The sequence below is a fragment of the Luteimonas sp. MJ250 genome, assembly GCF_039548455.1.
GTDB lineage: Bacteria > Pseudomonadota > Gammaproteobacteria > Xanthomonadales > Xanthomonadaceae > Luteimonas.
In genome coordinates this window covers 23,258-47,880 of record NZ_JBCLVB010000006.1, presented here as the reverse complement: position 1 = coordinate 47,880, position 24,623 = coordinate 23,258, and the positions used below count along the sequence as shown (strand labels likewise).

19 protein-coding genes are annotated in these 24,623 nt (G+C 69.8%); 8 read left to right on the top strand and 11 right to left on the bottom strand.

Annotated features, from left to right (window positions below; translation table 11 throughout):
- Window position 1: 1 nt before the first annotated feature.
- Window positions 2-1,525, bottom strand: coding sequence for a transglycosylase SLT domain-containing protein (locus WCE37_RS02820; protein WP_343278045.1), 1,524 nt, complete (start codon window positions 1,523-1,525; stop codon window positions 2-4).
- 130 nt (window positions 1,526-1,655) lie between these two features.
- Between WCE37_RS02820 and WCE37_RS02815 the strand changes: the two genes are divergently transcribed.
- Window positions 1,656-3,182 carry a helicase HerA-like domain-containing protein gene (locus tag WCE37_RS02815; protein ID WP_343278044.1) on the top strand — a complete coding sequence of 509 codons (1,527 nt, stop codon included), beginning with the start codon at window positions 1,656-1,658 and terminating at the stop codon, window positions 3,180-3,182.
- Window positions 3,183-3,248: 66 nt separating this feature from the next.
- Entirely contained in the window at window positions 3,249-3,755 is a 507-nt protein-coding gene (gene greB, locus WCE37_RS02810) for a transcription elongation factor GreB (protein ID WP_343278043.1), read from the top strand.
- A gap of 155 nt (window positions 3,756-3,910) precedes the next feature.
- Here the strand turns inward: greB and rimO are convergent, their stop codons facing one another.
- Complete coding sequence (rimO, locus tag WCE37_RS02805) at window positions 3,911-5,299, bottom strand: 30S ribosomal protein S12 methylthiotransferase RimO (RefSeq protein WP_343278042.1); 1,389 nt, start codon at window positions 5,297-5,299, stop codon at window positions 3,911-3,913.
- A gap of 156 nt (window positions 5,300-5,455) precedes the next feature.
- Here rimO and WCE37_RS02800 point away from each other — a divergent pair, with 156 nt between their 5' ends.
- Window positions 5,456-5,890, top strand: a complete 435-nt coding sequence (locus WCE37_RS02800) for an HIT family protein (RefSeq protein WP_343278041.1) — start codon at window positions 5,456-5,458, stop codon at window positions 5,888-5,890.
- Between the two features lie 6 nt (window positions 5,891-5,896).
- Here WCE37_RS02800 and dcd read toward each other — a convergent pair whose 3' ends face one another.
- Window positions 5,897-6,484, bottom strand: coding sequence for a dCTP deaminase (dcd, locus tag WCE37_RS02795; protein ID WP_343278039.1), 588 nt, complete (start codon window positions 6,482-6,484; stop codon window positions 5,897-5,899).
- A 109-nt stretch (window positions 6,485-6,593) separates the two neighbouring features.
- Entirely contained in the window at window positions 6,594-7,472 is an 879-nt protein-coding gene (gene apbC, locus WCE37_RS02790; protein ID WP_343278072.1) for an iron-sulfur cluster carrier protein ApbC, read from the bottom strand.
- Window positions 7,473-7,723: 251 nt separating this feature from the next.
- Here apbC and WCE37_RS02785 point away from each other — a divergent pair, with 251 nt between their 5' ends.
- The 4 genes from WCE37_RS02785 to rnfB all read left to right on the top strand — a co-directional run bounded on the left by WCE37_RS02785 (window position 7,724) and on the right by rnfB (window position 14,222).
- Window positions 7,724-10,633, top strand: coding sequence for a TonB-dependent receptor (locus WCE37_RS02785; RefSeq protein WP_343278038.1), 2,910 nt, complete (start codon window positions 7,724-7,726; stop codon window positions 10,631-10,633).
- Between the two features lie 430 nt (window positions 10,634-11,063).
- Window positions 11,064-11,495 (top strand): DUF2147 domain-containing protein, encoded by a 432-nt coding sequence (locus tag WCE37_RS02780; protein WP_343278037.1) that lies wholly within the window; start codon window positions 11,064-11,066, stop codon window positions 11,493-11,495.
- A 128-nt stretch (window positions 11,496-11,623) separates the two neighbouring features.
- A complete protein-coding gene (gene metG, locus WCE37_RS02775; RefSeq protein WP_343278036.1) occupies window positions 11,624-13,747 on the top strand; it encodes a methionine--tRNA ligase in 2,124 nt (707 codons plus the stop codon).
- Between the two features lie 7 nt (window positions 13,748-13,754).
- Window positions 13,755-14,222: an Rnf electron transport complex subunit RnfB gene (rnfB, locus tag WCE37_RS02770; RefSeq protein ID WP_343278035.1), complete on the top strand. Its 468-nt coding sequence runs from the start codon at window positions 13,755-13,757 to the stop codon at window positions 14,220-14,222.
- Here rnfB and WCE37_RS02765 read toward each other — a convergent pair.
- From WCE37_RS02765 to WCE37_RS02735, 7 genes are all read right to left on the bottom strand, one after another.
- Window positions 14,171-15,754, bottom strand: coding sequence for a sulfotransferase (locus WCE37_RS02765; RefSeq protein ID WP_343278034.1), 1,584 nt, complete (start codon window positions 15,752-15,754; stop codon window positions 14,171-14,173). The two genes, rnfB and WCE37_RS02765, sit on opposite strands and share 52 nt — an antisense overlap.
- Window positions 15,751-16,755 (bottom strand): TraB/GumN family protein, encoded by a 1,005-nt coding sequence (locus WCE37_RS02760; RefSeq protein ID WP_343278033.1) that lies wholly within the window; start codon window positions 16,753-16,755, stop codon window positions 15,751-15,753. Before WCE37_RS02760 ends, WCE37_RS02765 begins: the two co-directional genes overlap by 4 nt.
- 46 nt (window positions 16,756-16,801) lie before the next feature.
- Window positions 16,802-17,815, bottom strand: coding sequence for a DUF1684 domain-containing protein (locus WCE37_RS02755; protein ID WP_343278032.1), 1,014 nt, complete (start codon window positions 17,813-17,815; stop codon window positions 16,802-16,804).
- Window positions 17,815-19,728, bottom strand: a complete 1,914-nt coding sequence (mutL, locus tag WCE37_RS02750) for a DNA mismatch repair endonuclease MutL (protein WP_343278031.1) — start codon at window positions 19,726-19,728, stop codon at window positions 17,815-17,817. Before mutL ends, WCE37_RS02755 begins: the two co-directional genes overlap by 1 nt.
- 73 nt (window positions 19,729-19,801) lie before the next feature.
- On the bottom strand, window positions 19,802-21,367 hold the full coding sequence (locus WCE37_RS02745; protein ID WP_343278030.1) for an N-acetylmuramoyl-L-alanine amidase: 1,566 nt from the start codon (window positions 21,365-21,367) through the stop codon (window positions 19,802-19,804).
- 74 nt (window positions 21,368-21,441) lie between these two features.
- A complete protein-coding gene (gene tsaE, locus WCE37_RS02740) occupies window positions 21,442-21,921 on the bottom strand; it encodes a tRNA (adenosine(37)-N6)-threonylcarbamoyltransferase complex ATPase subunit type 1 TsaE (protein ID WP_343278071.1) in 480 nt (159 codons plus the stop codon).
- Window positions 21,922-21,941: 20 nt separating this feature from the next.
- Window positions 21,942-23,435 carry an NAD(P)H-hydrate dehydratase gene (locus tag WCE37_RS02735; protein WP_343278029.1) on the bottom strand — a complete coding sequence of 498 codons (1,494 nt, stop codon included), beginning with the start codon at window positions 23,433-23,435 and terminating at the stop codon, window positions 21,942-21,944.
- Between the two features lie 26 nt (window positions 23,436-23,461).
- Here WCE37_RS02735 and queG point away from each other — a divergent pair, with 26 nt between their 5' ends.
- The gene (queG, locus tag WCE37_RS02730; protein WP_343278028.1) at window positions 23,462-24,562 is read left to right on the top strand and encodes a tRNA epoxyqueuosine(34) reductase QueG; all 1,101 of its coding nucleotides are present in this window, start codon (window positions 23,462-23,464) and stop codon (window positions 24,560-24,562) included.
- The last annotated feature ends 61 nt before the right edge of the window (window positions 24,563-24,623 follow it).

Sequence of the window (24,623 nt, the reverse complement as noted above, 5' to 3'; positions counted from 1 at the left end):
TTCAGCGGCTGCATCCTTCCAGGCGCAGGCGCTGGCCGGTGCGGATGGCGTACGCAGGCGCCTTCAGGCCGTTGGCCTGGACCAGCTTCTGCACCTCGCAGCCGTACCTGCGCGCGATCGCGACCAGGGTTTCGCCGCGCGCCACGCGGTGTTCGCGCGGCCCTGCGGCCGGCACCGCCACGCCGGTGGCGACCGTGGTCCCGGCAGGACGCACCGCTTCAACCGGTCCGGTGCGCACCAGCGCCGCACTGACGCTGCTCCCCATCAGTTGCCGCGCAAGCTCCGCGCGCCGGCCCTGCGCGCACCAGCGCTTGTACAGCCCGGCCATGCGCGTGGTGCCCTGCAGAACGGCCCCGGCCGGAATCACCTGGTCGGCCTCGAAGCGGGGGTTGAGGTTGCGCAGCTGGCGCATGTAGCCATACCGGCTGCCACTGTCGCCCATGCACACGCTGAGTTCGTAGATCGATGCCGGTCGCGAAAGCGCGAAGTGCGTGGGACGAACATCGGCACGCGGGAAACTCAGGCCGTACTCCCTGGGATGCAGGTACAGCCAGGCCGCGGCGATCACCATCGGCACGTAGTCGCGGGTCTCGGCCGGGAACTGGTTGTAGACGTCGGCATCCCAGAACGGTCGCCCGCCGCTGGCCTCGTGGATGCGCTTTGCCCGGCCTTCGCCGCCGTTGTAGGCGGCCAGCCACTTTTCGACCTCGTTGCCGAACTCGGCGAAGCGCTCGCTGAGGTAGCTCGACGCCGCGTCCGCGGAGAGTGCGGGGTCGTAGCGGGTGTCGAAGCCGCTGGCATCCACGCCCAGTCCGAAACGCCGCCCGGTGGCGGGCATGAACTGCAGCGGACCCACCGCGCCGGCGCGGGACCCCACGTGCACGCGGCCGGTGGATTCCTTCGCCATGATCCCGAACAGCAGCGCTTCGGGCAGGCCTCGTTTCTCGAAGGCCGGCGCCATCAGGTGGCGCATGTACTGGTAGTTCTCGTGGCTGGTGATCAGCGACACGCGCATGTCGGTGAGCCAGCGACGGATGCCTTCCTGCACCGCCGGATTGAACTGCACCATGCGCACGAAGCGCTGGCCGTCTTCACTCAGCAGCGCCGCGGCCGTGGCCGCCTCGGGCACGTCGCCGGTCGGCAGGCCGCCCTCGTCGAGGCCTTCGGGATCGAATTCACCGCCGTCCACGCCCGCGGCGTCGTCGGCCCGGGCCTTCAGCAGCCGCTTCCAGCCCGGCAGCAGTGACGCCAGCTCGCAGCCGCGCTGCTTCTCGCAGGCCAGCATCACGTCTTCCATGTCCTCGAGCGCGGCATTGCCTTCCTCGATCGCGACTGGATCGGCGTTGGCGGCCTTGACCAGCGATTCGCGGTAGCGGGTCTCGGCGGTGGCCATGCGTTCGACCAGGTCCGCGGCGGCGGCGCGGTCGCGCTTTGACTGCGCGGAGGCTTCGGGGGAGTACAAGGCAAGGACTGCAACGGCCGCGGCAAGCGCCAGCCGCGGCAGGACAACTGAAAATGGGGGCATTCGGGGACCGGGGACTGCGTTTCGATCCCGCAGGGTAGCGGCCGCTCTCGGCCACCGGCAAGCCTTGCGCCCGGGGCCCCGCTCCCGCGGCGCCTTCTCGCTAGAATCCGCCCATCACACAGGAGCCCCCATGGACCCGATCCTCGTCGGCAAGGCCGTCACCCGTCCCGATTCCCTGCCGGAGACCGGCGGTCGCGTTTTCCTGCAGCCGAAGTTCGCCAACCGCCACGGCCTGGTGGCCGGCGCCACCGGCACCGGCAAGACAGTGACCCTGATGACCCTGGCCGAGGGCTTCTCGCGGATCGGCGTGCCGGTGTTCCTGGCCGACGTGAAGGGCGACGTCGCGGGCCTGGCCGTGCCCGGCGAGATCGGCGACAAGCTGCGCGAGCGCGCGGAGATGATCGGCGTCGACGCCTACGGCCCTGAAGCCAGTCCGGTGCTGTTCTGGGACATCTACGGCAAGCAGGGCCACCCGGTACGGACCACGGTCAGCGAAATCGGACCGACCCTGCTTTCGCGCATGCTGGAGCTCAACGACACCCAGTCGGGCGTGCTCGACATCGTGTTCAAGCTGGCTGATGACCGCGGCCTGCTGCTGCTCGACCTCGCCGACCTGCGCGCCCTGCTCGGCCTCGTGGCCGAAGAGCGCAAGGCGGTGTCCACGCGGTACGGCCTGGTCAGCACGCCCTCGATCGGCGCCATCCAGCGCGCGCTGCTGCGCCTGGAGTCCGACGGCGGCGAGGCCTTCTTCGGCGAGCCGGCGCTTGAGCTGGCCGACATCATGCGCACCACCAGCAACGGCCGCGGCGTGGTCAGCATCATGGCCGCGGACCGGCTGATCCTGAAGCCGCGGCTGTATTCGAGCTTCCTGCTGTGGCTGTTGTCCGAGCTGTTCGAAACGCTGCCCGAAGTGGGCGACCTGGACAAGCCGAAGCTGGTGTTCGTGTTCGACGAAGCGCACCTGTTGTTCAACGACGCACCGGCGGCGCTGCTGCAGCGCATCGAGCAGGTGGTGCGCCTGATCCGCTCCAAGGGCGTGGGCGTCTACTTTTGCTCGCAGTTCCCGGACGATGTGCCTGACAACGTGCTCGGCCAGCTCGGCAACCGCGTGCAGCACGCGCTGCGCGCCTACACTCCCCGCGACCAGAAGGCAGTGCGCACCGCGGCCGAAACTTTCGTGTCCAACCCCGGGCTGGATGTCGCCAGCGCCATCGGCCAGCTCGGCACCGGCGAAGCGCTGGTTTCAACGCTTCAAGGCAAGGGCGCACCCATGCCGGTGGAACAGACCCTGGTCGCGCCGCCGCGCTGCCGGATGGGCGCGATCACCGATGCCGAGCGCGAGCGGGTTCGCGCCGGCAGCCCGGTAGGCGCGAAGTACGACACAGCGGTGGACCGCGAGTCGGCGTTCGAGATGCTGGCGCAGAAGGCCGACAAGCTCGCCGCGCAGGCCGATGCGCCAAAGGCGCGCACCGCGAAGCAGGATGAACAGGAATCGGGCGGCGGCTTCGCGCAATCGATGAAGGACGCGGTGTTCGGCACCAAACGCCGCCAGGGGATGGTCGAAACCATGGCCAAGCAGACCGCGCGCACGGTCGGCAACCAGATCGGCCGGCAGATCCTGCGCGGGCTCTTCGGCGGCCTGACGGGCAAGAAGTGAGCGCGCGCATGGTCCGCCCCTCAGCGTCGGCGTCCGTGTCGGCGTCCAGCAGGCGCTGAAGCCGCCATGTCGCGCTGGCGCCCGCCTCCGGAAAAATCGACTGCCCTGGTTACCCCGGAGGGGCACGCGCGCCTGAAGGCCGAGCTCGACGATCTCTGGCGCGTGCGCCGCCCCGAGGTGGTGCGCGCGCTCGCCGCCGCCGCGGCCGAGGGCGACCGCTCGGAGAACGCCGAATACACCTACCGCAAGAAGCAGCTCGGCGAGATCGACCGTCGCGTGCGCTATCTCTCCAGGCGCCTGCAGGAGCTGCGTGTGGTCGACACCGCCCCCAGCGACCCGTCCGCGGTGTATTTCGGCGCCGTGGTGGAGGTGGAGGATGTCGCCAGCGGCGAATGCTCGACTTACCGCATCGTCGGCCCGGACGAGACCGATGCCACGCTGGGCTGGATCAGCATCGATTCGCCGCTGGCGCGCGCGCTCTTGAAGAAGCGGCTGGACGACGCGGTCGAAGTGGAGCTCCCGGGCGGAGGGCGCAGCTTCACCGTGGTCGCGGTGGATTACCCCGCGGACTGAGGCGCTGGCGCGGGACCTCCTGGCGCGCTGGCGCTGACACGAAGCCTGTAGGAGCAGCTATAGCTGCGATACCCGTCGGGAAAGTCCGGCTCACGGTAAAGCGCGACGCTCTTCCACCAGCCCGCCTCAGCGTTGCAGCGGAGGGTGGGCAGGCCTCAGCCGTTGTATTCCACCTCGCCATAAAGATCGTGCTCGTCGCTGCCCATGATCCGGATGTCCGCGAATTCGCCCGGGACAAGTCCCGCCTCGCGGCCATCCTGCACCTGCACCAGGCCGTCGATCTCCGGCGCGTCGGCCATCGAACGCGCGATCGCCAGGTCGCCATCGATGGCATCGACGATGCAGCGCTGCACGGTGCCGACCTTGGCTTCCAGCCGCGCCGCGGAAATGTCGGCCTGGCGCTGCATGAAGCGCGCCAGCCGCTCCTGTTTCACGGCTTCCGGCACCGGGTCCGGCAGCGCGTTCGCGGCGGCACCGGTGACCGGCGAGTACGCGAAGGCGCCGACGCGGTCCAGCTGCGCCTCATCGAGGAACTCGAGCAGCGCTTCGAATTCCGCCTCGGTCTCGCCCGGGAAGCCGACGATGAACGTCGAACGCACGGTGAGCTCCGGGCAGGCGGCACGCCAGGACTGCACGCGCTCGAGCGTCCGCTCGACGGCACCCGGGCGCTTCATCAGCTTCAGTATGCGCGGGCTGGCGTGCTGGAAGGGGATGTCGAGGTAGGGCAGCAGCCGCGGCTGGCCGTCGGCCTTGTGCTGCGTCATCAGCTCGATGATGCCGTCGACGTGCGGGTACGGATAGACATAGTGCAGCCGCACCCAGGCGTCGAGCTCGGACAGGCCTTCGCACAGCGCCTTCATCCGGGTCTGGTAGGCCCTGCCCCGCCACGGGCGCTCGGCGTAGCGCAGGTCGACGCCGTAGGCCGAGGTATCCTGCGACACCACCAGCAGCTCGCGTACGCCGCCGTGCACCAGGCGCTCGGCCTCGCGCAGTACTTCGTCGACCGGGCGCGACACCAGGTCGCCGCGCATCGAGGGGATGATGCAGAAGCTGCAGCGGTGGTTGCAGCCTTCGGAGATCTTCAGGTAGGCGTAGTGCTTGGGCGTCAGCTTCACCCCCGACGCGTAGTCCTCGCCGCTGAGGCGCGGCGCGGGCACGAGGTCGATGAAGGGATCGTGCCGCGGCGGCAGCGCCTTGTGCACTGCGTCCATGACGCTGGCGTAGTCCTGCGGGCCGCTGATCGAAAGCACGCCCGGGTGCGCCTCGCGGATGACCTCGGCGCGCTTGCCCAGGCAGCCGGTCACGATCACCTTGCCGTTCTCGGCCATGGCCTCGCCGATCGCGTCCAGTGATTCGGCCACGGCCGAGTCGATGAAGCCGCAGGTGTTGACCACCACCACGTCGGCGGCATCGTAGCTGGACGACAGCGCATAGCCTTCGACCCGGAGCTGGGTGAGGATGCGCTCGGAGTCGACCAGGGCCTTCGGGCAGCCGAGGCTGACGAAGCCCACGCGCGGGGCGGTCGGGGAGGTGGTGTCGGTCATGCGCTGGGGCAACTTCTGGAAAAGGGTCCGCGCTACGCGGACGGGAGGGTGCGGGGTCTTCGCACGGCGATTATAGCGGCGGGCTAGAATCGACCCGAGGACCGACTTCCCGCCGAGCGCGCCCGCGCCCGCAGCGGACCATTGAAGGAGGGCGCCATGCCCAGGCACAGGTCACCGCAGCACGAACCCTACGCCCTGCATCCGCAGCTCGCCGCCGACAGCCATCCGCTGGCCAGCCTGGAGCTGTGCGACCTGCAACTGCTGGACGACAGCAACTATCCGTGGCTGGTGCTGGTGCCGCGGGTGGCCGGCGCGCGCGAGTTGCTCGACCTCACCCCCCCGCAGCGCGCGTCCCTGGTCGAGGAGATCAGCCGCTGCGAACGGTTGCTTCTCGACGTGTTCCAGCCGCACAAGCTCAACGTCGCCGCGCTCGGCAACCTGGTGCCGCAGCTGCATGTGCACGTGATCGCCCGCTTCGAGCACGACCCGGCCTGGCCGGCGCCGGTCTGGGGCCGGATTGCCGCGCGCCCCTACGCGCCCGAAGCCCTGGTCGGCCGGGTGCGCGAACTGCAGGCGGCGCTGGCCAGCTGAACAGGCTCAGGTCCGTGGCAGGGTGACCCCGGTCTGGCCCTGGTACTTGCCGCCGCGGTCCTTGTACGAGGTTTCGCAGACATCATCGGCGGCAGCCTGGAAGAACAGCATCTGGGCCACGCCCTCGTTGGCGTAGATGCGCGCCGGCAGTGGCGTGGTGTTGCTGAACTCCAGCGTGACATGGCCCTCCCACTCCGGCTCCAGCGGGGTCACGTTGACGATGATCCCGCAGCGCGCGTAGGTGCTCTTGCCCAGGCAGACCACCAAGGTGTCGCGCGGGATCCGGAAGTACTCGACGGTGCGCGCCAGCGCGAACGAGTTCGGCGGGATGATGCATTCATCGGCCTCGATGTCGACGAAGCTCTTGGGATCGAAGTGCTTCGGGTCGACGATCGTGGAGTTGATGTTGGTGAACACCTTGAACTCGCGCGAGCAGCGCACGTCGTAGCCGTAGCTCGAGGTGCCGTAGCTCACGATGCGCTCGGCGCTGGCGCCGCCCTTGTCGACGAACTTGACCTGGCCGGGCTCGAAGGGCTCGATCATGTTCTTCTCCGCGACCATGCGGCGGATCCAGCGGTCGGACTTGATGCTCATGCGGCTCCCGGATGCGGCGCCCGGGCGGCGGTGCGCCGCGGGCAGGAGCCGCAATTGTATGGACTGGCGACCGGCCCGGCACCCGCTGCCGCGGGCTGCCGGACGCCGGCTACATTAGCGAGGCCGAGATCGCGGCCGGCGCGCGCGGGCGCTTGGCCAGCTCCGCGACAAGGTTGGCGGCAAGCGCCCGATAGGCGGCGGCCGCCGGCGAACCCGGCGCCGCCAGCACCACGGGGGTGCCCGCGTCGCCGTGTTCACGGATCGCCCGCTCGAGCGGCAGCGAGCCCAGCAGCGGCACGCCGTACTGCTCCGCCATGCGCGCGCCCCCGCCCTCGCCGAAGACGTGTTCGGCATGACCGCAGTTCGAACACACATGCACAGCCATGTTCTCGACCAGGCCCAGCACCGCGACCTCGACCTTCTCGAACATCTTCAGCCCCTTGCGCGCGTCCAGGGTGGCCACGTCCTGCGGCGTGGTCACAATCACCGCCCCCGCCACAGGGATCTTCTGCGCCAGGGTCAGCTGGATGTCACCGGTGCCCGGCGGCAGGTCAACGATGAGGTAGTCCAGGCCCTCGTCGCCACCCCACAGGGTGTCGTTGAGCAGCTGGGTCAGGGCCGAGGTTGCCATCGGCCCGCGCCAGATCATCGGCGTGTCCTGTTCGACCAGCAGCCCGATCGACATGGCTTCTATGCCGTGGGCGCGCATGGGCAGGATCGACTTGTTGTCCGGACTCTCGGGGCGCCCCGAGAGGCCGAGCATGGTCGGGATGCTGGGGCCATACACGTCGGCGTCGAGGATGCCGACCCGGGCGCCATCGCCGGCCAGCGCGAGGGCCAGGTTCACGGCGGTGGTGGACTTGCCCACCCCACCCTTGCCCGAGCCGATGGCGATGATGTTGCGGACCCGCGGCAACGGCTTCAGGTTGCCCTGCACGGCGCGGGCCGCTACCCGGGCAGTGGCGTCCGGGCGATTGTCTGAGAACAACACGGCGTCTCCTGCGATCTGGAACCAGCGATGGGCGCATAGCTTGCGCCAATGGTTCCTGGATCGCTAATCCGCGGCCGCCAGGGGCTGCCGGATATTGCGCCCACCGTCTCTATGGCAATGCGGTTAAGTGCATGTTAAGTTCCGATGACCGTTGTCCCTGGGAAGGAGAGGCAACGGGACGCAATCGGAAAGGCTTTTCAAAACGACCAGCTCTTCAGAGCATTAACGTGCAAATGCAGGGGATCAGAATGACTCAACAGCGCCGAACCGGCTTCAAGCCCAATTCGCTCAGCATGGCGCTCGTCGCCGCGCTGTCGATGTCCGTTACCGGACTCGCGATGGCCCAGGAGGCCGCCGGGGACGAGAGCACCACTACCTCCAGCAGCGCCACGACGCTTGACCGCGTCACCGTGACCGGCTCGCTGATCCCGCAGACCGAAATCGAGACGTTCACTCCGGTCACGGTGATCACCGCCGCGGACATCCAGGCGCGCGGCTTCACCAGCGTGTCCGACGTGCTGCAGAAGAGCTCGTTCGCCACCGGCGGCGTGCAGGGCGCGCAGTCGTCGGCGTCGTTCACGCAGGGCGCGGAGACGGTCAGTCTGTTCGGCCTGCCCCCGGGCTACGTGAAGTACCTGATCGACGGCCGCCCGATGGCCAACTATCCGGCGCTGTACAACGGCTCCGACACCTTCAACAACATCAGCGGCATCCCGATCGACCTGATCGAGCGCATCGAGATCCTGCCCGGCGGCCAGTCCTCGCTGTACGGTTCTGATGCGATCGCGGGCGTGATCAACGTCATCCTGAAGAAGCGCATGGAAGGCGTCGCCCTGAACATCCGCGGCGGCGGCTACAGCGAGGGCGGCGGCAACAGCTTCCGCGCCAGCGTCGCCACCGGTTTCTCCGGCGTCGAGGACCGCCTGAACGTCCTGCTTGGGGCCCAGTACGAAGAGCGTGGCGCGATCTGGGGCTACGACCGCGACATGACCAAGACCTACTTCGAAGGGGGCCAGGGCGCCCGCCCGGCAAGCCGCGACTTCCTGGTCCACAGCCCCTTCACCAGCTACAAGTGGGTGGACCCGAACAACTGCGCGAACGTCGAACACCTGTTCGACGGCGGCGAGGGCCTGGCCGAGCGTCCCGGCTTCGGCGACGGCTATTACTGCGGTTCGTACAACAGCCCCGGCTACCGCACCCTGCTCAACTCGAAGGAAGCCACCCAGGCCTACGGCAACCTGACCTTCGACATCAACGATTCCACCCAGCTGTACGCCAGCGCGCTGTACAGCCGCGAGACGGTGAAGTACCACGTCGGCTCCAACTACACCTGGTGGGGCACCGGCCCCGGATGGGGCTACTACTTCGACCCGCGCGTGGGCAATGACATCGCTGACGCGTACGGCGGCTATTTCTGCGGCGAAGACCCTGATCCGGCCTGCCTTGCCGGACTGCCCCCCGGCTCGCTCCTCGGCCTGCAGCGCTCCTTCGCCCCCGAAGACATGGGCCAGGGCGGCTACGAGAACACGATGCAGCGCGACAAGAGCGAGTCCATGCGCATCACGTTCGGTGTGAACGGGACCTTCGGCGACTCCGCCTGGGACTACGACATCGGCTACACCCGCACCGACTACGAGCTCAACGAGCATGGTTGGGTCCGCTGGGCCGACGCGATGAACGACTACTTCCAGGAGCGCGTCCTCGGCCCGCAGCTGGGTTGGGATCCGCTGTTCGGCGCCTACCCGGTCTTCGAGCCGGACTACGCGGCGTTCTACCAGCCGATCTCGCCCGAGGACTTCGCCGCGATGACCGGCTACGCCGTGTCGCGCAGCAAGACCGAAGACGAGATGATCCGCGCCCAGGTCACCAACGCCAGCCTGTTCGGCATGCCGGGCGGCGACGCCGGCCTGGCCGTGGCGCTGGAGTACGGCCAGCAGTCCTGGAGCTACGATCCGCACCCGGGCTATCTGAATGGCGACATCTGGGGCACCACCGCCGTTGCCGGCGGCGGCGACCGCGACCGCTACGCCGTGGTGACCGAGCTGCGCATGCCGGTACTCGAGCCGCTGACCGTCACCCTGGCGGGCCGCTACGACTCGTTCAAGGCTTCCGGCCGCACCATCGACAAGCCGACCTACAGCCTCGGCCTCGAGTGGCGTCCGAGCGACACCCTGCTGCTCCGCGGCAAGTACGGCACCGCGTTCCGCTCCCCGACCCTGTCCGACCTCTACCAGGGCGAAAGCGGCTACTACACCTTCGTCACCGACTACTACAACTGCTCGCTCCTGGGCTTCGAGCCGGGTAGCACGACGAACTGCCCCGCCGCCTACGGCAACCGCCAGGTCTTCGGCGTCCAGGAAGGCAGCACCGAGCTCGACCCGATCAATGCCGACGTCTGGAGCGCCGGCGTGGTGTGGGCGCCGATCGACCGCATGTCCGTCAGCCTCGACTACCACAGCTGGGACATCGAGGACGAGGTCACCCAGCAGAGCCCCGACGCCCTGATGCTGCAGGAATACCGCTGCCGTACCGGAATCGATGAAATCAGCTCGACGCTCTGCCAGATGACCCTGTCGCAGATCACGCGCGGCGCCACGGGCAACGTGAACGAGATCTACACCCCGAAGGTCAACGTGTCGCGGCAAACGCTCGAGGCCCTCACCGCCGGCATCAACTACGCCGTCGACGCGGGCGTGGTGGGCGAGTTCAACCTCCGTGCCAACTACACGCAGAAGCTGAGCCACGAATACCAGCAGTATGCGGAAGACGGGATGGTGGACATGCTGCGCCGCCCGTGGTGGTCCTCGGATCCACAGCGCAAGGCGGATGCCTCGGTGACCTGGACGAAGAACAACCTGTCATCCACGTTGTATGCCAACTGGACCGGTTCGACGCCGAACTATCGCGCCCGCGTGGTCGACACCTATGACGATCCGCTGTCGCACAAGATCGGTTCGTTCACGACCTACAACGCGTCGTTCAGCTGGTCGCCGCTCGAGAACATCAGCTTCTCGCTGCTGGTGAACAACCTGTTCAACGACATGCCGCCGATCGACGATTCGTACCTCAACACCTCGGGCGCGCCGTACAACAGCTCGGTGTGGAACGTGTATGGCCGTGCGTACTACCTGGAGGCGCGTTACCTCTTCGGCCGCTGATCCGGCCAGCAAGCCTCTGCCGCAACACGGAGGGCCCCGGGAAACCGGGGCCCTTTTTTTGGTTCTTCTCCCGATTGAGGGAAAGCCGGCCGCCGGCCATCCATGGCCGGCTGTACGCACATCCCCTGTGCACGGGACGGCCCGTGGCGCTTCTTGGCTTCGGGACGGAGATCAAGAGCGTCGCGCTCGCCGGCGTGGCCGCGGCTGTACCTGTGCCTGTGCCGCTTGATCCGGTGAGACCGCCCGATTGCGACGTCTGCGTCGACGTTGCCCCCGTCCACCACCGCGCAAAAGGTCCGTGCCCGCCGTGGAGGCAGGGGGATGAACTTTTTCTTTCCGGGGCGGGGACGGGTATCGTGGCGGCTGGCTGTCCGGCACGATGCGGCCGACGGCCCACCACCTTCGTCGGTCCCTGTCCCGGAGTCCTGAAATGCGCCTGATGCAAGCCGCCCTGCCCCTGCTCCTCGTGCTGCCCACGCTCGCCTTCGCACAGGCGTCGTCGCCCACCGGGCGCTGGAAGACCATCGACGACGAGACCAACAAGGCGAAATCGATCGTCGAGATCACCCAGGCAGCGAACGGCACGCTCAGTGGCCGCATTGTCGAACTCATCGACCCCAGCAAGCCCAACCCCGCCTGCGACAAGTGCAAGGACGACCGCAAGGACAAGCCGATCACCGGCATGGAGATCATCCGCGGCATGAAGGCCGACGGCGCCTCCTGGTCGGGCGGCACCATCCTCAAGCCCGACGAGGGCAAGGTCTACAAGTCGAAGATGGAGCTGGTGGAAAACGGCACGAAGCTCAAGGTGTCGGGGTGCGTGGCCTTCTTCTGCAAGTCCCAGGTCTGGGAACGGATCTAGTCCTCCGTTCCTTCAACCGCACGAAGGGCCCGGCCAGCGCCGGGCCCTGTCGTTTCCGGGCCTGCCGCGACCGGGGACGCTCCAGGCGGGCATGCGATAATTCGCGTCCTTCCGCACGCAGCCACGCCATGTCACGCCCCGCACTGGTCACCAACGCCCTACCCTATGCCAACGGTCCCCTGCACATTGGCCACCTGGTCGGCTACGTGCAGGCCGACGTCTGGGTACGCGCGCGGCGCATGGCCGGCGGCACCGTGCATTACGTCTGCGCCGACGACACCCATGGCACGCCGATCATGCTGGCCGCCGAGAAGGCCGGGACCACGCCTGAGGCTTTCGTCGCCGGAATCCAGGCCGGGCACGAGCGCGACTTCGCCGACTTCGGCGTCGCTTTCGACAACTACGATTCCACGCATTCGCAGCGCAACCGCGAGATCACCGAAGCGATCTACAAGCGCCTCGACGACGCCGGCCACATCACCCGGCGCTCGGTCGCCCAGCTCTACGACCCGGCCAAGGGCATGTTCCTGCCCGACCGCTACGTCAAGGGCCGCTGCCCGCGCTGCGGCACCGCCGACCAGTACGGCGACAACTGCGAGCACTGTGGCGCCACGTACTCACCCACGGAACTGCTGGAGCCGTATTCCGTAGTCAGCGGTGCCACGCCGGAGATGCGCGACAGCGAGCACTTCTTCTTCGAAGTCGGCCACTTCGAGGCCTTCCTGCGCGAGTGGCTCGCCGGCGACGTCGCGGTGCCGGGGGTCAAGGCCAAGCTGCTGGAATGGGTCGACGGCGAAGGCGGCCTGCGCGCCTGGGACATCTCCCGCGACGCGCCCTACTTCGGCTTCGAGATTCCGGGCCACCCCGGCAAGTACCTTTACGTCTGGATCGACGCGCCGATCGGCTATCTGGCGAGCTTCCAAGCGCTGTGCGAACGCGAAGGCCTGGACTACGCGGCATTCACCGCGCCCGCCAGCCAGACCGAAATGCACCACTTCATCGGCAAGGACATCATCAATTTCCACGGCCTGTTCTGGCCCGCGGTGCTGCACGGCAGCGGCCATCGCGCGCCGACGCGCCTGCACGTCAACGGCTACCTGACCGTCGACGGCGCGAAAATGTCGAAGTCTCGCGGGACCTTCGTGATGGCGCGGACCTGGCTTGATGCCGGCCTGCCGGCCGAGGCGCTGCGCTACTACTTCGCGGCCAAGTCCGGGGGCGGCGTCGAGGACATCGACCTCAACCTCGCCGACTTCGTGGCCCGGGTGAATTCGGACATCGTCGGCAAGTTCGTGAACCTTGCCAGCCGCTGCGCCGGCTTCATCGGCAAGCGCTTCGACGGCATGCTCGCCGGCAGGCTGCCGGAGCCGGACATGTACGCGCGCTTCGTGGCCGCGCTGGCGCCGGTGCGCGAGGCGTATGAATGCAACGAGCCCGCCAGCGTGCTGCGCCAGGTGATGGCGCTGGCCGACGAGGCCAACCGCTGGATCGACGAGCGCAAGCCCTGGGTGATCGCGAAGCAGGATGGCGCCGACGCCGAGCTGCAGGAAGTCTGCACGCAGGGCCTGAACCTGTTCCGGGTGCTCGCCGGTGCGCTGCAGCCCGTGCTGCCGGCGATGGCCTCGCAGGTCGCGGACTTCCTCGATGCGCCGCTGGCGCGTTGGGAAGACCTCGATGCGCCCCTGCTTGCGCATCGCATCCGCGCCTACCAGCCGCTGTTCACCCGCATCGACCCGAAGCAGGTCAACGCCATGATCGAATCCAGCAAGGACGACCTCAAGCCCCGCGATGCCACCGCGACGGGTGCCGCCCCGGCGCAGGCGAAAGCCTCGCCCGATGTCGCGGCCGATGCCGCGGCCGCGCCACGGTCCACGCCGGCCGCTGCGCCGGCAACCGCGGCGGACGGCGAGGCCGCGTCGCCAACCATCACCATCGACGACTTCGCGAAGCTCGACCTGCGCATCGGCCAGGTCGTCGCCTGCGACTTCGTGGACGGCTCGGACAAGCTGCTGCGCTTCGAACTCGACGCCGGCGAGCTGGGCACGCGCCAGGTCTTCTCCGGCATCCGCGCCAGCTACGGCGAGCCGGCCGCCCTGGTCGGGCGCAAGGTCGTGTTCATCGCCAACCTGGCGCCGCGCAAGATGCGTTTCGGCCTGAGCGAGGGCATGATCCTGTCCGCCGGCTTCGACGGCGGCGAACTGGCCCTGCTGGGCGCCGACGCCGCGGCCCGGCCCGGGATGCCGGTGCGCTGAGCCCGCCATGGGCGCCCGCCGCGAAGACGCCCTGGTCGAACGCCTCGACCGCCTGCTCCCGCAGACCCAGTGCGGCCAATGCGGCTACGCCGGCTGCCGGCCCTATGCCGAGGCCATGGCCGCCGGCGGGGCCGGCGTGGATCGCTGCCCGCCGGGTGGCGATGCCGGCGCACGGGCGCTGGCGAGTCTGCTCGGCGTCCCGCCCCTGTCCTACGACCGCAGCCTGGGCGAGCACCGCCCGCCCGAGCTCGCGCTCGTGGTCGAAGCCGACTGCATCGGCTGCACCAAGTGCATCCAGGCCTGCCCGGTCGATGCGATCATCGGCGGCAGCAAGCGCATGCACGTGGTGATGGAGCCGCTGTGCACCGGGTGCCGGCTGTGCGTCCCGGCCTGCCCGGTGGACTGCATCGTGATGCTGCCGGCTCAGTCGTCGACGGCGATGCCGGCGGCCTCCAGCAGCTCGCGGACCGGCTGAAGCTCGCGTTCGTAGCGTTTCCAGCGACCGATCGCGCGCCGGTTGACCGGCTCGCGCACCTGCGCGGCACTGGCCGTGGCCACCGGTGCCGGGTTCTCCTCGAACCGCAGGCAGGCGTCTTCCCAATGCAGGCCGCAGAAGTCGACCAGGCGCCGCGCGCCGGACTCGAAGTCGTCCACCAGGCCCTCGTACGACACTTCAAGGATCCGCCCAGCCAGGCGCTCCTGCCAGCTGCGCATCATCCGGTCGAACAGGACGTAGTAACGCGCCGTGTCCAACAGGTCGAAGGAGTACTCGTACATCGGCGACCCGAGCGCGAACAGCTGCCTGAAATTGCCGAGCACGCTGTCCATAGGGTTCCGGCGCAGGCAGATGATCCGCGCCCTCGGCAGCGCCGCGGCGATGCAGCCGGCATAGAGGAAGTTGTGCGGGAGCTTGTCGACAAAGCGCGGCGCAGCCGCCGTCCCGGGCCGCGTGCTGGCCAGGTAGGCCTCGCCCAGCGCCTTCCAGTCCAGGCCGCCGCGGCTGCGTTCGACCACGTCCAGGTCCAGCACGGGCGGCGTCCGGCTCCCGGTCGCGCGCTTGAGCGCGACGCTGAAGTTCTGCAGCTCCCCGGCCGCGTGCACCTGAGAATGGCTGCTGAGCACGCGCTCGACGAGCGTCGTTCCCGAGCGTGGCAGGCCGATGACGAAGATCGGCGCGTCGCTGTCGCAGCCACCATCGGCGGGAGGCGACGGACAGGCGCCGACCAGCGCCTGGAACAGAGCCTCGTCGCTGGCGCTGGTGTAGGCCGGCGACTGCCTCCGCCAGGCGCGCTTGCCCGAGACCAGGCGCTCGAACGCCTCCTCGTGCCGGCCGCAGTCCTCGAGCTCCCTGGACAGGGCCAGATCCACGCACAGGACCGCCATGGCGTCGTCGCCAAGCCCTTCGCGGACGTGTTCGAGCCCGGCGATATGATTGTCCTCGGGCGAGTGCCGCCGCAGCTGCGCGCGCGAAAGGTAGGCCTTCCAGTAGGTCGGGTCGATGCGCAGGCAGGCGTCGAGCGCCCGTTCCGCGGCGTCGGTATCACCGGCATGGATCAGGGCCGTGGCGTGGTTGTACTGGAAGCGCGCCGAGTCCGGCACGATCTTCGCCGCGCGCCTGAACATTTCCGCGGCCCGGACATAGTCGTGGGTGGCGGTGTAGGCAAGGCCAAGGGCGTCGAGCGTGGTCGCATCGGCTCCCGGAAGCGCCGCGCCGCGCTCGGCGGCCTCGTGCGCGCGCGTGGGCTCGCTGGCCTGGGCCAGCGCGCGCGCCAGCTGCGCGAAATAGTCCGGGCGCCCGGGATTGATGCGGACCGCCTGCTCCAGCAGCTCGATCGCCAGCGGGATCTGCAGCTGTTCGCGGGCGGCGACGCCGGCCACGAAGCACACGCCCGCATGCGGCGGCACCTCGCGCAGCAGCGCCATCGCCAGCGACTGCGCCCTGGGCCAGTCGCCGCGGTTCAGGGCATCTATGGCCTCGTGGTAGCGCGCACGCGGATCCCCGCTCACGGCCGAGCGCACGCCGAACACACCCGCTCCACCGCATAGCCCTTCGCACGCAGCTTCTCGACCACGCCGTCCTCGCCCAGCAGGTGCATGGCGCCGACCACCACCAGGCTGTCGTCGCTGCCGTCCTCGCGAAGCCGCGCTTCCAGCTTCGGCACCCAGGCGTCGTTGCGCGCGACGTTGATCACCTGGTACAGCGCGGGGAATTCGCGGCGCATCTCGGCGATCGTGCCATCGATGATCGCTTGTGTATCGCCGGCTCGCCAGGCGCCGTGCAGGGCGAGCATCTGCTCCGCACCCGCTTCGGCCTGTTCAAGCGCCTGCTCGAGCATCTGCAGCTGCTCGCCGGTGTCCATTCCGTCGAGGAAGGCGATCTGCAGGGCACCGGTCTCCAGCCCCGCCACCGGCTTCTGCGCGGCCTCCGCCAGCCCGCCCATGTGCGCGTCGAGCCCGATGGCGGGATCGAAGCCGAGCCCGGTCATCTGGCTGATGGTCACCATCATGCCCACGAACCAGGGCTCGAAGCGCTGCAGCACCTCGACGGTCAAGCCGGTGGCGGCCAGCTGCGCGGCGTTGTCGCTGCCCCAGGCGGCAAGCTTCGCCGCCAGCTCCGGGCCCAGCTCGTCGTCAAGCGTGCTGCCGTCGGTGCGCATTGCCGCCCGGGCCATCTGCAGGCCGAGCTGCGGCGAGGCCAGCTCGTCCGGGGCGATCTCGAACACCAGTTTTTCGGCGTCGGCGAAAGCCATGTCGACGTCGCGCGACAGCGGATAGTCCGTGGGAAGCAGCAGGTGGAACGAGCCGAGCAGGTACAGCGAGTTGTCTTCGTCGGACACCTTCCACAGCAGCGGCACCGGAGGCGCCTGAGCCGCGGCGGCGGCAGCGCCGGGCTGCGCGTCCGCCGGCGGCACCGGAGCGGCGATCACGGTGGCGGTGGCCGCGAGGGCGAGCGTTGCCGCAAGCGCGCCGGAGAACAGGGTCCCGCGGGCGCGGTGGATGTTGAGCATGGCGGTCCTTTGCTGGGATTCGGGTTCGGGTTTCAGGTTTCAGGGATCAGGCGCCGGTGCCAGCGTCGGCGTCGGCGGCCTGGCTGCCGGCCTGCCGCGGCGTGCTGCCCGGTTTCGCGTAGGCCTTCTCGCCCGCGGTCACCGCGAGCTCGAGCCGGTTTTCCGGCGGTGGCAGCGGGCAGGTGGCGAAGTCGGTGAAGGCGCAGGGCGGATTGTAGGCGCGGTTGAAATTGAGGATCACCCGGCCAGCCGCATCCGGCGGCGCGGTATCCAGGTAACGGCCGGCGCCATAGCTGGCGTGGCCGTTGGTGCGGTCGGCAAAGATCAGGAACAGGCCGCCGTCCTCGCCGTCGATGGCCTCGAGCCTGTAGTCGACGCCGTCCCTGCTGAATTCCACCGCGCCCGGATTGGGAAGCGGGTCGATGCCGCCGACGATGTTGGCGATGTCGATGGTGCGCCCGGCGGGATGCGGCTCGAAGCGCGCCTCGACCAGCCAGTCCGCATTCACCGGCCAGTACTCCAGCTCGCCGAAGCCGGTACGCCCGCTCGCCTCCGCGTGCTTGACCCGCAGCGCGCGCTGACCGCCGCGCGTGATCAGCGAAAGCCTGCCCATGCCATCGTCGAACAGCAGCTCCGTCGGTTCCGCATCGAGGGCGTCGTGCATCTCTATGCGACCGCGGACCGGCGCGTCGCCCACGGCCACGTCCACGCCTTTTTCAGGCGTGAAGTACACCCGGCCGCCCTCCTGCTGCACCAGGCCGAGCTTCTCCGGACCGTGGCCCAGGCGGATCCCGCTGGTGGCGCTGTTGCCGACGTAGTGCGCGCGCAGCTCGAGCCGGTGCAGGCCGACCAGGCTGGTCCAGCCATCTACGGCCAGCAGGCCTTCGCGTCGCTCGCTGCGCCACTCGGCCTCGGCCGCGGTCAGTGCCGGACTGGTCCGCGCCACGCCGGTGGCCTGATGGTCGCCACCGGCCGGTGGCGCATCGGAACCACATCCCGCCAGCGCGACGGCGAACAGGATGCACGCAGCGAAGGCGGCAGGCGGCAGGTGTCTGGTCATCAGCGTCCCCTCAGGAACCAGCGGTCGATATCGGCGAGCGAGAATCGCGTCCACGTCGGGCGCCCGTGGTTGCACTGTCCCGAACGTTCGGTGGCCTCCATGTCGCGCAGCAGCGCGTTCATTTCGGCGATGGTCAGGCGCCGGTGCGCGCGCACCGCGCCGTGGCAGGCCATGGTTGACAGCAGCTCGTCGCGGGCAGCGCGCACGCGGCGGCTCTCGCCATGTTCGCGCAGGTCGGCGAGCACGTCGCGCAGCAGGGCCTCGGTATCGCCCTGGGCCAGCAGCGCCGGCACGCCCCGCAGCAGCAGCGATTGCGGACCGGTGCGCGAAACCTCGAAGCCGAGCTCGGCTAGGGTCGCGGCCTCGCGCTCGGCAATGTCGGCCTCGCGCTCGCTCACCGCCACCGCCTGCGGCACCAGCAGCGGCTGCAGGCGCAGGCCGGCGCCGTCGTGCGCGGTCTTGAGCTTCTCGTAGCCGATGCGCTCATGGGCGGCGTGCATGTCGACCACGACCATGCCGTCGGCGGCTTCGGCGAGGATGAAGATGCCGTGCAGCTGTGCCACGGCGAAGCCGAGCGGCGGGATGCCGTCGTCGCCGGTATCAGGCAGTGCGGCCGACGCACCGGTGTACGTTCCCCCGGCCTGCGCCGCACGCGCTGCTCCGAGTGCGATACCCGCGCCCGGGACACCGTCTGCGTACGCGACCCCGCCGCCTTCCGACACGGCATGTCCGGCGCCATAAAGCAGCGCATGCGCATCCCGCAGCGGGTCGCCGCGCAGCGACAGGTTCGACTGTTCGGCCACGCGCGCCGCCAGCTCGCGCGAGACCACGCCCTGGGTGCTGACCGCCGCGACCAGTGGGGCGTTGCCAGCGCGGGTGTCGGCAAGCGCCTGATGCAGCGTGCGATAGACGAAATCGTGGACCATCCGCGAATCGCGGAAACGCACTTCATGCTTGGCCGGGTGCACGTTCACGTCCACCCGCGCCGGATCCAGCTCCAGGAACAGCACGTAGGCCGGCTGGCGGCCGTGGAACAGGACGTCGGCATAGGCCTGTTTCACCGCGTGCGCGACGCTGCGGTCGCGGACGGCGCGGCCGTTGACGTAGAGGTACTGCTGGTCGGCGCTGGCGCGCGAGTAGCTTGGCTGCGCGATCCAGCCGTGCAGGCGCAGCGCGGGCCCGTCGCTCCGGCCGTCGTCGCCCGGGCGGGGACCGACGGCATGCTCGACCCGCAGCGCGGCCTGCGCAAAGGCTTCGCCCAGGGTTTCGAGCAGGCGCCCCGCCCCTTCGTCGAAATCGAGCCCATCACCACCGCCGCGATAGCGACGCGACGCACGGCCGTTGTGCGTGACCCGCAGTTCGACGTCCGGGCGCGCCAAGGCCAGCGAGCGCAGCCATTCTTCGATGTGGCCGAGCTCGGTGCGCTCGGCGCGCAGGAACTTGCGCCGCGCCGGCACGTTGTAGAACAGGTCGCGGATCTCGACCGTGGTGCCCTGCGGATGCGCCTTCGGCAGCACCTCGCCGACGCGCCCGCCGTCGACCTGAAGGCTTGCGCCATGCCCCTCGCCGTCGCGCCGCGAAGTGATGGTGAAGCGGCTGACCGATGCGATCGACGGCAGCGCTTCGCCACGGAAGCCGAGCGTGGCCACCACCTCAAGGTCGTCCAGCGATGCGATCTTGCTGGTCGCATGCCGCGACACCGCGAGCGGCAACTGCTCCGCCGCGATGCCACCGCCGTCATCGCGGATCCGCATCAGGCGCACGCCGCCTTCCTCCAGGTCGATGTCGACGCGGCGCGCGCCGGCGTCGAGCGCGTTCTCGACCAGCTCCTTGACCACCGACGCCGGGCGTTCGATGACCTCGCCGGCGGCGATCTGGTTGACGAGGGTGTCGGGAAGCTGGCGGATGCTCAAGAGGTCGCGGGCACCGGCCGCTGTGCGTCCGGCTGATAGGGGCCAGACCCGATGATAAGCGAGCTTGCCGCCCTCAGCGGCTGCCGCCGCTCGCGACCGGCACGCCATCCGCGGATGCGCGCATCGCAAACAGCGTGCCCGGCGGCGGCTGGCTGGTGAAATAGGTCTTGACCCCGTCCAGCACCGCGCGCGCGACGTTGCCCTGGAAGGTCGGGTCGATCAGGCGCTTTTCTTCTTCGGGGTTCGAAAGGAAGGCGGCTTCCACCAGCATCGAAGGCATGTCCGAGGTGCGCAGCACCGCGAAGTTGGCGCGCTCGATGTGCGGCTTGTGGTTGTTGCCGATGCGCTTGAGGCCCGCGAGGATATGGTTGCCGGCGTCTTCGGAGGCCTTCATCTGCCCGCTCTGGGTGAGATCGAGCAGGACGTTGGTGAGCATGCTGTCGGAGGTCGCGACCTTGCCGCCGCCGATCAGGTCGGCGGCGTTTTCCTTGTCGGCCAGCCAGCGCGCGCGCTGCGAGGACGCGCCCTTGAGCGACAGCACGTACACCGACGAGCCCTTGGCGCTGCGGTTCTCCGCGGCATCGGCGTGCAGCGAGATGAACATGTCGGCGCCGGCGGCGCGCGCCAGCTGCGCGCGGCGGTTGAGCGGAATGAAGACGTCGGCATCGCGCACCAGGTGCGCCTTCAGGCCCGGCGTGGCGTTGACCTGGCGCGCGAGTTCGCGCGCGATGGCGAGGTTGATGTCCTTCTCGCGCTTGCCGGTGGGGCCGACGGCGCCGGGGTCCTGGCCGCCGTGGCCGGCATCGATGGAGATCACCAGCGGGCGGGTCGCACCGCTGGCAGCCGACTGCGCGGCGTTGGCGACCGCCGGCTTCGGCGCGGGCTGCACGACGGGCTCGCGCTGGACCGGCGTTGGCACGCCGGTGGCGACGGTGGTCGGCACCGCCTGCCGCGGCGACGGATCGCTCGATGGCTGCGGCCGCTGCGGGGATGCCGTGGACGGGACCGCGGGCGCGGTGGCGCCGGCGGCGGGAAGGTTTGCGATCAGGCGGGAGGTGGCATCGGCGGACGCGCGCGCGGGATCAGGGGCGGGAGCGGCCGCGGCGGGACCGGCCACTGCCGCACCCGTCGAGGCGCCGGACTGGCTCGCGGCCGCGATCTGCGCGATCCGGTCAACCGGAGCGGGTGCCTGCGCCACCGGCACAGTGCCGCCTGCTACCGCAGGCGCGCCAGCGTGGTCACCGGGCCATTCCAGCACCAGCCGGGTGCCGTCGGAGCCGGCTTCGAAACGTGGTGCGAGGACCACCACCGGCATCGACAGGTCGAACACCACGCGCGTGGTTCCGGGCGTCGGCTGCCCCGTACGCACCGCCTTGACCACGCCCGCGCCCGCCGGAGGGCCGGCTCGAAGGGCGAGCCGGCTGCTCGGGAAGTCCACGACCAGGCGGTCGGGTGCCGACAGCGCGATCAGCTTGTATTCCGCCTCGGCGTCGAGCCTGAGTTCGGCGCGCGTGCCCGTGGGGCCGGCACTCAGGCGCAGGTCGTTGATTTCAGCGGCTTTCGCGAAGTTCCAGAGCAGGGCAGCCACGAGGGCCGCGCCGAGCACGAACTGCTGGAGATTGGAGCTGCGGACGCGCATGGCCGTAGTCAAGCACCACTTCGGCATCTTTGCAACATTTTTTCCCTTATGAATCCGGGACCTGCCCGCCCTTCCTACGGGCTGGGTTCAGGAAGCATGCGCAAACGGCGTCGCTCGTCCAACGCGGCCAGCCAGCTCTCGCCCGCCACGCCCCGGAATGCCAGCCGGCAGCTTCGGCCGTCTCCCTCGACACCAAGGTGGACCTCGAGGTCGGGCACCGGCAGGGCGCCCAGGCCCCGCTCCGGCCATTCCACCAGCCACAGCCGCGCATCGGCGTCGTCCAGGCCCAGGAACTCGAGTTCGCCGGCATCACCGATGCGATACAGGTCCAGGTGCAGCGCCTCGCCACCGGAGGCGAGCGGATAGCGCTCGACCAGGGTGTAGGTGGGGCTGCGCACCGGGCCGGACACGCCCAGCGCCCGCAGCCAGGCGCGGGCCAGGGTCGACTTGCCTGCGCCGAGATCGCCATGAAGGTGCACCACGGCGAGGTCCGGCTGGGTGGTGGCCAGCGCGTCGGCCAGCAGCGCGGTCGCCGCGGCATCGGGCAGGAACATGCTGCGTGCGCGGGCGTCCATCAGCCCTGCCCCACTTCACGCAGGGACGCGATGAGGTCACTGGGCAGCAGCCCGCGGGTACCGCCCGCTGCCGCCGCATGGTCGCCCGCCACGGCGTGCTGCAGCGCGCCGGCGACCGCGGCTTCGGCCGCCGGGAGGCCCTGGGCGCGCAGCGCGGCAATGATTCCGGTCAGCGCATCGCCCATGCCGCCCACGGCCATGCCCGGATTGCCGGCATCGATGACCCAGGCACGCGCGTCGGGCGCGGCCACCACGCTGCCGGCGCCCTTGAGCACCACCACGCAGCCATTGCGCGCGCACAGCGCATGCGCCGCGGCGATGCGGTCATGTTCGACCTCGCCCACCGTGCACCCGAGCAGGCGTGCGGCTTCGCCTGGATGGGGCGTCAGCACGGTATCGGCCGGAAGGCTGTGCGGGCTCGCGGCAGTGAGGTTCAAGGCATCGGCGTCGACCACCAGCGCGCGCGCGCCGGCGATCACCGCATCCATGAGGCCTGCCGCCCACGCATCGCTGCCCAGCCCGGGCCCGATCGCACAGACGTCGGCCGCGGCCAGCAGCGGCGCAAGGTCGACGGGGTCTTCGAGTGCATGTGCCATCACCTCGGGCGTCCGCGCCAGCAGGGGCGCCACATGCCCCGCGCGCGTGGCGACACTGACCAGGCCCGCGCCCGCCCGCAGCGCCGCGCCTGCCGCAAGCAGCACCGCGCCGCCCATGCCGTGGTTGCCACCGACCAGCAGCACATGGCCCGAGCTTCCCTTGTGCGCGGTGCGGGCGCGCCGCGGCAGCAGCGCTCCCAGTGCCCCTGCACGCAGCCGCCAGGCCGCAGGCCGCACGCCGTCGAGCGCGGCATGCGGGATGTCGAGCGGTGCCATGGCCAGGTCGCCGACGTGATCGAGGGCCGCGCCCGTCGCCAGCCCCGCGTGGTCGCCGAGAAACTGCAGCGTACGGCTCGCGCGCACGGCGATTCCGGGCACGTCCCCGCAGGACGCATCCACTCCGGACGGCACGTCGAGCGCAAGGACCTCCGCGCCGCTTCCGGCAATCGCCGCGATCATCGCGGTGCAGGCACCGTCGGCGCGGCCGGCGAAGCCGATGCCGAACATCGCGTCGACGACGACATCGCAAGCGGGTGGAAGAGCTGCCGCCACGTCCACGGCACCGCCAGCCTCGAGGAATCCGGCCGCCGCACGCTTGGCCAGCGTGCTGCGCGGTGCCTGGCCACCGGCGTGCAGCACGCGCACGTCGCGCCCGGATTCGAGCGCGTGCCTTGCCAGCACATAGCCGTCGCCGCCGTTGTTGCCCGGGCCGCAGGCCACGACGATGCGCTGTGCCTGCGGCCAGTGCTGCAGCAGGAAGCGCCAGGCGGCAGCGCCCGCGCGCTGCATCAGGGCGAAGTCGTCGCCGGCAAGCAGGGCAATCGCCTGCGCCTCGATGCGGCGGATGCCTGCAATGTCGTACAGCGGCGTGGCCGCGTCGGTTCGGGAGGCGTGCATGGCCCGGATTCTATACTTGGCGCGCCATGTCCCAGCTTCCTGCCAGCGCTGCGATCGCCCCGCGATCCGCCACCCCGCCCGATCCCGCTGCGCTTGCCGCGTTGATCCGCGGGCTGGTGCGCGAGGCCGGGTTCCAGCGCTGCGGCATCACCGGCATCGACCTGGGCGACGACGAGGGCCACCTGCGCGACTGGTTGGCGCGCGACTTCCACGGCTCGATGGACTGGATGGCGCGCCACGGCGACAAGCGCTCGCGGCCGCAGGAACTCGTGCCGGGCACGATCAGCGTGCTTTCGGTGGGCCTGGACTACGGCCGCCGCGACGACGTCGAGGCCTGGGCGACGCTGGCCGATGGCGAGCGCGCCTACGTGGCGCGCTACGCGCTGGGCCGCGACTACCACAAGCTGATGCGCAACCGCCTGCAGAGGCTGGCCGACCGCATCGCCACCGAGATCGGTCCCTTTGGCCACCGCGTCTTCGTAGACTCCGCGCCGGTGCTCGAACGCGCGCTGGCGCGCAACGCCGGCCTGGGCTGGATCGGCAAGCACACCTGCCTGATCGACCGCGACGGCGGCTCCTGGTTCTTCCTCGGCGAGCTCTACCTCGACATCGCCCTGCCCCCCGATCCGCCGGCGACACCGCACTGCGGCAGCTGCAGGCGCTGCATCGACGTCTGCCCGACCCAGGCAATCCTGGGCCCGAACGTGCTGGATGCGCGGCGCTGCATCAGCTACCTCACCATCGAGCACGAAGGCTCGATCGACGAAGAGCTGCGGCCGCTGATGGGCAACCGCATCTTCGGCTGCGACGACTGCCAGCTGGTCTGCCCCTGGAACAAGTTCGCCCGCCGCCACGACGAACCCGACTTCCGGGCCCGCAACGCGCTCGACACCGCAGGCCTGGCCGAACTGTTCGCGTGGGAAGAAGACGAGTTCCTGCGCCGGACCGAAGGCAGCGCGCTGCGCCGCAGCGGGCACGCGCGCTGGCTGCGCAACATCGCCATCGCACTGGGCAACGCGCCGACCACGCCGGGCGTGCTGCAGGCGCTCGGCACGCGCCGCGACCATCCGGACCCGGTGATCCGCGAGCACGTGGTCTGGGCGCTGGCGCGGCATGGCTTCAGCTGAACAGCCCCTCTCGTTTGCAGGAGCAGCTATGGCTGCGACCGGATTCCAGGCAGGCCGAGAT